Here is a 7,105-nt window from a genome sequence, read left to right on the forward strand (position 1 = left end):
CGACCGGTAGTACCTGTCAGACCAGTCGGGCGTCCAGGCTGTTCTGGGCCAGGCGCTTGGCCTGATCCTGAGTCATGCCCAGGCTTTCGTACAGTGCCATGAAGTTTTCGGTCACGTAACCGCCAAAATAGGCTGGATCGTCAGAGTTCACGGTTACTTTCAGGCCACGCTCAAGTAGTTTGAGAATGTTGTGCTGGCTCATGTCATCAAACACGCACAGCTTGGTGTTGGACAGCGGGCAGACCGTCAGCGGAATCTGCTGGTCAATCAGGCGGTGCAGCAGGCGCTCATCTTCGGCTGCACGGACGCCATGGTCGATACGGACCACATTCAGCAGATCCAGAGCTTCCCAGATGTACTCGGGCGGGCCTTCCTCGCCAGCATGTGCCACAGCAACAAAGCCTTCGCTGCGCGCGCGGTCGAAAACACGTTTGAACTTACTTGGTGGATGACCCATCTCGGAACTGTCCAGGCCAACCGCAATAAAGGCGTCACGGAAGGGAAGCGCCTGATCCAATGTCTTCTGGGCTTCGTCTTCAGACAGGTGACGCAGGAAGCTCAGGATCAAGCCGCTGGTTACACCCAGCTTCTGCTCGCCATCCTTGAGCGCCTGCTGGATACCGCGCAGGACTACTTCGAACGGAATACCACGGTCCGTATGTGTTTGCGGGTCGAAGAATGGTTCGGTATGAATGACGTTTTGTTCCTTGCACTTGAGCAGATAGGCCCACGTCAGGTCGTAAAAGTCTTCTTCAGTGCGCAGAACATTCGCGCCCTGGTAATACAGGTCCAGAAATTCCTGAAGGTTGTTGAAGGAGTAGGCTTTGCGCAGCGCCTCGACATTCTCGAAAGGCAACTGGATGCCATGGCGCTCAGCCAGCTTGAACATGAGCTCGGGCTCGAGCGTGCCCTCCAGATGAAGATGAAGTTCGGCTTTGGGGAGGGCATTGAGCCAGTCGTACATGGTGGGATTACTCATTAACAGCGATTTGCCCGAAATTATGTCATGCCCACCGGCGCTATGCAGGTCTTTACTGCCTGAGCGGGGCATTGAAGCAGGCAAAGCGCTAATAATGCCCGTGCAGAGTGTCAGGCCAACGCCTTGCAGTCTGGCAGCCTCCTGGCCCATCTCTGTGTTGTCTATTGTAGAAAAAGACGAGCAGGAAAAGCGTTCAGATAGAAATCCTCAACTAGCAGCTCGATCTCGCCTACAGGTTGCCAGTCGTTTTCAGAAAGAGCCCTGTGGCACGAGGGCATTTTGGCGGAGGGCGATGATTTTTTGCGGGCCGATGGCGAAATCACGCGTTGAAACATGTCGTAACCCTATGCCGTCAATTGGCTGGCCTTTCGCCGCATGAGGCGAGTCTTTCAAAGGATACGACTTACATGGTTTCAACATTGAGGGGCGAAGCATTTCTGCTGATCGCCATTATCGCCGGCGTGCTGGCCTATGTTTTCGAGCATCAATTGATAGGAAGCGGCCAGACGATTGCTTTGGTCGGGGCGGTGGCCCTGATCGCAGCCATCATCTGCGCTGCCATGCGTGTTGCTCACCATGCAGAGGTGCTTGCTGAAAAAGTGGGTGATCCCTACGGTACGATGATCCTGACGCTTTCGGCGGTGCTGGTAGAAGTGATCATCCTAGCCATTATGATGGGGCACGATCACTCGCCGACCCTGGCGCGAGATACGATCTACGCAGCTGTTATTCTCGATATCAATGGACTGATCGGCTTGGCCGCTCTTCTTGGAGGGCTCAAGCATGGCGAGCAGCGCTACAATGATGATTCCAGCCGTAGTTATGGGGTAATGATCCTGACCGCAGTGAGTATCTCCATGCTGGTGCCGGAATTCATTCCGGTCGAGCGCTGGCATGTCTACTCCGGCTTTACCATTATCGTAATGGTCTTGATGTATGCCCTGTTTCTGCGGATGCAGACTGGTCCCCATAGTTACTTCTTCAGCTACAACTATCCAGAAAAGAAGAAAAAGAAGCCTGCTGGTGACTCAACTGTCGTAGAGCACGAAGCGCCAGCGAATACAGGGTTATCGGTTGGTCTGCTGATTGTAGGCGTGGTAGTGACAGGCGCATTGGCCGAAGTCATGTCAAAATCACTAGACGCTGGTCTTGAAGGGCTGCCGGTTCCGCCTATGGTGTCTGCCTTGGTGGTTGCTGTTATCTCAGCCAGTCCAGAGATTCTTACTGCTTTGCGTGCAGCTATGGCCAACCGCATGCAGTCTGTTATCAACATCGCGTTGGGAGCATCGCTTTCCACCGTTATTCTAACGGTGCCGGTTGTTGAGGCCATTGCACTTTATACCGGGCAGCCTATGCAAATGGCTATGACCCCAGTGCAGACGGTCATGATGGGTGTCACCCTCATCATTGCTGCCATCAATCTCAATGACGGTGAGACCAATGCAATTGAAGGCATGACTCACTTTGTACTGTTCCTGACCTTTATTATGCTGACAATCATAGGTCTTTGATCTTGAGGGCGGGCTTGGTAATGCTTGCCCGCTCCATGCATCGTTCAGAAAGTGGCAACTTGAAAATTCAATGCACCTTATTTTCGGCCTGCCATATTGTTGGTAACAATTGGGATTACTAGACTCCTAATAAACGGCTAGGCAAGGGAAGGCCTGTAGGCCATTAGCACTAGGGTAGGGCTGAAAATCTATAGGGGAGCAAGATAAAGGATCAATCCGTCATGGAGTGATCAAAAAGTGATCAATTTTCCCTAGGCCGCGCAACGTATGCGTTTGGCACATGTATCCTTGGCTTATCCACAGCCCCATCCACGTTAAGTGTGAGCAAGTCGAGCCTCTCAACGCGCCTGTTAATCCGATACACGCTTTGAAATCAAGCACTTATTCTGGACTGGTAGCAGAAATCCTGTGGATGGATAAGTCCGCTCCGTAATACTCTTCCTCTTGCGTCAGACGCAGACCAAGCACTTTTTTGATGACGCCATAAACGATTAGTCCGCCTGCCAGTGCAATCGCTACGCCCATACATGTGCCAATCAGCTGGCTTACAAGGCTTACGCCTCCACGGCCTTCCAGCACGGGTTGCCCGAAGATGCCACATGCGACACCACCCCAGACGCCGCATAAGCCGTGCAAAGGCCAGACACCCAGAACGTCATCGATTTTCCATTTCACTTGGGTGGCAGTGAATGCCCATACGAAGAGTCCCCCAGCAACCAGGCCTGTTGCCAATGCACCAATAGGATGCATTAAATCCGAACCGGCACAAACCGCGACCAGTCCAGCTAACGGACCGTTGTGTAGAAAGCCGGGATCGTTTCGGCCAAAAATAAGCGACGCCACGACACCGCCTACCATGGCCATCAACGAATTTACGGCAACCAGACCGCTCACGCCGTCCAGTGTCTGAGCGCTCATGACATTAAAGCCAAACCAGCCAATAATCAGAATCCATGAGCCAAGTGCGAGGAAAGGAATATTGGAGGGAGGGAACGCCACCAGCCGTCCATCGCGATAACGACCGTTACGGCGGCCGAGTAACAGGACGGCTCCCAATGCAAGCCAACCCCCAACGGCGTGCACCACAACCGATCCGGCAAAGTCATGAAACTTCGCGCCAAAAGAGGCTTCAAGCCACGCTTGTATGCCGTGGTTGTTATTCCAGACGATTCCCTCAAAAAACGGATAGATAAAAGCCACGATTAGAGCCGTTGCGCAGAGCTGTGGTGCAAACCGTGCCCGCTCAGCAATACCGCCAGAAATAATCGCCGGAATAGCGGCTGCAAATGTCAGCAGAAAGAAAAACTTCACCAAGGCGTAGCCGTTATCGGCCATTAGCGCTTCAGCCGGGCCAAAGAAGTTGACGCCATAGGCAATCCAATACCCGATAAAAAAATAAGCCAGGGTAGAAATGGCGAAGTCAGCCAGTATTTTTGATAGCGCATTTACCTGGTTTTTCTGGCGAACCGTGCCTACTTCTAAAAAGGCAAAACCAGCATGCATGGCCAGAACCATGACAGCGCCTACCAGAATGAATAATGTGTTGGATCCGTGGATCAGAATGCTTACGGCGCTTTGCAGTTCGTTCATGATTGGCAGTTACACAAGAATGAATAACGGCACCAAAAGCAGTCAGTATTCAAGGTCGGCGCACTGAAATGGCGCATTTACCTGACGTGATTTACATGCTTTGATGTTAGGTGCAGATGTTAAATGGCAGAGAAGACGAGCCCGCAAGCCTCAATTGCACGCTTGCAGAGCAGGGTCCCTCTCCTGCGCACCATAAGGCAGCAATTCTTGTGCCGTTCGAAGCGGTGAAGAGCGAAGCTATACGCTTCGCTTGGGCAGTCTTATTCTCGGATACGGTGCAACGCTATGCGGCCCCGGCTAACATCTGCCAGAAAGCGCTCTAGAGGAGAGAGATGCTCTTCCGGCAAAGCCAGGCGAATATCGACACCCGAAGCACCGAATGCCTTGTCGTCTAGAAGAGCATCAAATTCATGTAGTCTGGATTCGAGCAGGGGAAGCTCAGAATAAGTGCAGTGGCAGGCCACCAGTACTCGAGGTACCAACTCCACACGCTCAGCCTGTTGAAGGCATTTGGCAGCGCAGCCTCCATATGCGCGCACCAATCCACCTGTCCCCAGCTTTATGCCACCGAACCAGCGTGTTACCACTACAACCACACGGTCACAGTTCTGTCCTTCGATGGCCGTTAGGATGGGGCGGCCGGCAGTCCCGCCAGGCTCGCCGTCATCGTTGAACCGATATTGTTGGCCAAGCTTCCAGGCCCAACAATTGTGAGTAGCGCCAGGGTCGCTGACCCGGTCAATAAAAGTCTGCGCATCGGCAGCACTTGAAATAGGCGCAGCAAAGGCCTGAAAGCGACTCTTGCGGATCTCTTCCTGAAACACCGCTTCAACTAATAGTGTTTCGCTCATATGCGAGCCGGCAGCTGAAGGCTACAGCCCTTGAATGTGATATGAGTCAACGTATGGGTCGCTGCCTCGAAATCCTGGTCAGTCAATTGATTGCGTCCTGTCACATGGCAGAGTTGGCTGGAAAAGTCAGCATAGTGCTAAGTGCTGCCCCATAGCAGGAAAATAAGATGTACAGGGTCAACGGGATCCATTTTGCCGTGTTTGATCCATGCTTCAAAGACAGCTGCCTGCTGCCTAAACCAGTTCCGGTAGTCCTGATCGAAATATTCATACAGGCAAGTACCGTCACCAACAATTTCCACGGCAAAAATACACGAGGCTAAAAGATACCGCCGAGAAAGCGTCGTTTTGGCTTGAATGTAGCGAGCCAATGCTTCGGCAGGATTCTCTTTAAACGCAAGCGTGTTAAATGTACTGCCAGAGCTCAAGGATATTGGCCAGCAGAGCCATATGAAGCCTAACGTGTTATTGAAACAGTAATGTACGTTTGCCTTGGGCAAGCCGACCCGCTGGGCAATGGTATTTATAAAGCCAGTCAGGGCCTCAGGAGTGCCGCGTTTCGAGAACGGCGCTTGATAAAATGAGTAGCATAAGCAGGCGCAGCGCATCAAATAGGCACTGCGCCTAAGCTCTTAGAAATGATATTTGGCTATCACGCTAAAAGTATTTTGGTCCGTGCGAAAAGCGTGGCTGTCTTTGATGCCGTATTTGTCAGACCAGTAATCGTACTCCACCCCTACATACATATGCTTGGCTTCGTAGCCCATCGCCTTGCCAAGGTCATATTTGATCTGTGGATTGAAGTGGAAATTGGCGTGATAGCTGCGACTAGGAGTTTTGTTATCGTTTCTATTATTAACGACCCAGTCGATGTAGCCGTCAAACAGGATATCTGAAGTCCCCGCCGGCAAAGTAATGGACCATGCGGGCGTAACCTGCCAGGCGCCTGAGCGAACCCGGCTACCTTCAGGCTTGCGATAGTAGAAGTTCAGAGTAAAGAAATTGAAGCCGGGCACCTTCAGATCGAAACCAGGGCCGATCAGGTAGCTATCGACATCACCTTCACCAAACTCATAGGTAGTGGCCAGCAGCACATCAGTGATCGGGCCAAGCTCTAATTTGGTACCCGTCAGCTTACCCAGCGAGAAGCGAGGGCTGAATTCGCCATAGTAACTGTGATGGCCATTGGCGTTGGAGCGCCCGACACCGTTGTACCAGCTGTTATCGACAAAAAACCAGATATCGCCCCATGACCAGTCACTGGCATGTTCAAAGGTGATCGTTTGTTGGGTATCAGGATCAACCTTGTAATTTTGCCCATATAGGTAGGTAAGGCTATTGTCCTGCCAATGTAACATGCCATCAGCCATAGCATTTCCTGTTAACAACAGGCCGCTGGCTAATACAACGGAAGAAAGGGCGCGGCTCATTGTCTGCTCCTAGAGAAAAGTCGTTTTTAGTAATAAACGCTCCAAACCTGTCCGCTCGGTCAGGCTTTTCCCCGTTTAGCAAGAACAGAGCCAAGGTTTGGGCGGCGGCATTCTACAGAGGTCTAAGCCAAGCGAAAGGGCTTTTTGAGTCAATCAGGTAAGCGGTAGGTAAGGCCGACAGGTAGGCTTTTCGCCGTGCAAAAAAATGAGCACCGTGTAATAAGAATTCGGGCGCTTTGTCGATATAAAGGAAAGGCTCTGTTCCACGCTTGAGCAGAGCAGAAAATCATCACCACAGGTGAGCAGGAGAAACCAACATGCGGCATCCCCTAAAGCTGTTAGCAGGCATTCTGGCGTTTCACGCTAGCTTTATCTGTGCCCAGACCATTAATAGCCCGGGCGCTGCAGGCGGCTCTCCTTCAGTCTTGATGATTACGCGAGGGGATACAGCCACTACATCTGCCTGTGATGTCGGCATTTACCTTAAGAATGAGCTGGCTGCCCGTTTGATGGCAGGCGAAAGCGTATCCTTTAACCTGCCGCCGGGCGAAACCACTGTTACGCTGCGTTCGCTGGGTGCTGGCTATTGCTCTGCTCCAATGGCTTCTATAAAGAGTCAGTCATTGTTGCTTGCACCCGGAGAGATAAAGCAATACCGCGTCGTCCAAAGTGAGCAGGGCTACTTCCTGGCGCCTGTCGATCTCTATCAAGATCGATAAAGGTTGATTACAGATATATTTCAAA

General features: G+C 51.9%; 6 protein-coding genes and 1 pseudogene. 2 read left to right on the plus strand and 5 right to left on the minus strand.

Going from position 1 to position 7,105, the window contains the following annotated elements:
* Nucleotides 1–16 precede the first annotated feature (16 nt).
* Entirely contained in the window at nucleotides 17–964 is a 948-nt protein-coding gene (locus PLU01S_RS04515; protein WP_074822673.1) for an adenosine deaminase, read from the minus strand.
* 422 nt (nucleotides 965–1,386) lie between these two features.
* On the opposite strand from PLU01S_RS04515, the gene PLU01S_RS04520 reads away from it, so the two are divergent.
* On the plus strand, nucleotides 1,387–2,490 hold the full coding sequence (locus PLU01S_RS04520; RefSeq protein ID WP_074822560.1) for a calcium:cation antiporter: 1,104 nt from the start codon (nucleotides 1,387–1,389) through the stop codon (nucleotides 2,488–2,490).
* A gap of 381 nt (nucleotides 2,491–2,871) precedes the next feature.
* Here PLU01S_RS04520 and PLU01S_RS04525 read toward each other — a convergent pair whose 3' ends face one another.
* From PLU01S_RS04525 to PLU01S_RS04540, 4 genes and pseudogenes are all read right to left on the minus strand, one after another.
* Nucleotides 2,872–4,080: an ammonium transporter gene (locus PLU01S_RS04525; RefSeq protein WP_074822565.1), complete on the minus strand. Its 1,209-nt coding sequence runs from the start codon at nucleotides 4,078–4,080 to the stop codon at nucleotides 2,872–2,874.
* 260 nt (nucleotides 4,081–4,340) lie between these two features.
* Nucleotides 4,341–4,931, minus strand: a complete 591-nt coding sequence (locus PLU01S_RS04530) for an IMPACT family protein (protein WP_074822567.1) — start codon at nucleotides 4,929–4,931, stop codon at nucleotides 4,341–4,343.
* A pseudogene (locus PLU01S_RS04535) lies at nucleotides 4,928–5,458 on the minus strand (TetR family transcriptional regulator C-terminal domain-containing protein); the annotation flags it as partial. The pseudogene PLU01S_RS04535 and the gene PLU01S_RS04530, both read right to left, overlap by 4 nt.
* Nucleotides 5,459–5,563: 105 nt before the next feature.
* Nucleotides 5,564–6,361: an outer membrane protein OmpK gene (locus PLU01S_RS04540; protein WP_074822572.1), complete on the minus strand. Its 798-nt coding sequence runs from the start codon at nucleotides 6,359–6,361 to the stop codon at nucleotides 5,564–5,566.
* Between the two features lie 317 nt (nucleotides 6,362–6,678).
* On the opposite strand from PLU01S_RS04540, the gene PLU01S_RS04545 reads away from it, so the two are divergent.
* Complete coding sequence (locus PLU01S_RS04545; RefSeq protein WP_074822575.1) at nucleotides 6,679–7,080, plus strand: hypothetical protein; 402 nt, start codon at nucleotides 6,679–6,681, stop codon at nucleotides 7,078–7,080.
* The last annotated feature ends 25 nt before the right edge of the window (nucleotides 7,081–7,105 follow it).

The sequence above is a fragment of the Pseudomonas luteola NBRC 103146 genome (genome assembly GCF_002091675.1).
Lineage (GTDB): Bacteria > Pseudomonadota > Gammaproteobacteria > Pseudomonadales > Pseudomonadaceae > Chryseomonas > Chryseomonas luteola.

Excerpts from the sequence above, each read along its gene's own strand:
- PLU01S_RS04515 (WP_074822673.1), bottom strand. The coding sequence starts at position 964 with ATGTACGACTGGCTCAATGCCCTCCCCAAAGCCGAACTTCATCTTCAT.
- PLU01S_RS04520 (WP_074822560.1), top strand. The coding sequence starts at position 1,387 with ATGGTTTCAACATTGAGGGGCGAAGCATTTCTGCTGATCGCCATTATC.
- PLU01S_RS04525 (WP_074822565.1), bottom strand. The coding sequence starts at position 4,080 with ATGAACGAACTGCAAAGCGCCGTAAGCATTCTGATCCACGGATCCAAC.
- PLU01S_RS04530 (WP_074822567.1), bottom strand. The coding sequence starts at position 4,931 with ATGAGCGAAACACTATTAGTTGAAGCGGTGTTTCAGGAAGAGATCCGC.
- PLU01S_RS04540 (WP_074822572.1), bottom strand. The coding sequence starts at position 6,361 with ATGAGCCGCGCCCTTTCTTCCGTTGTATTAGCCAGCGGCCTGTTGTTA.
- PLU01S_RS04545 (WP_074822575.1), top strand. The coding sequence starts at position 6,679 with ATGCGGCATCCCCTAAAGCTGTTAGCAGGCATTCTGGCGTTTCACGCT.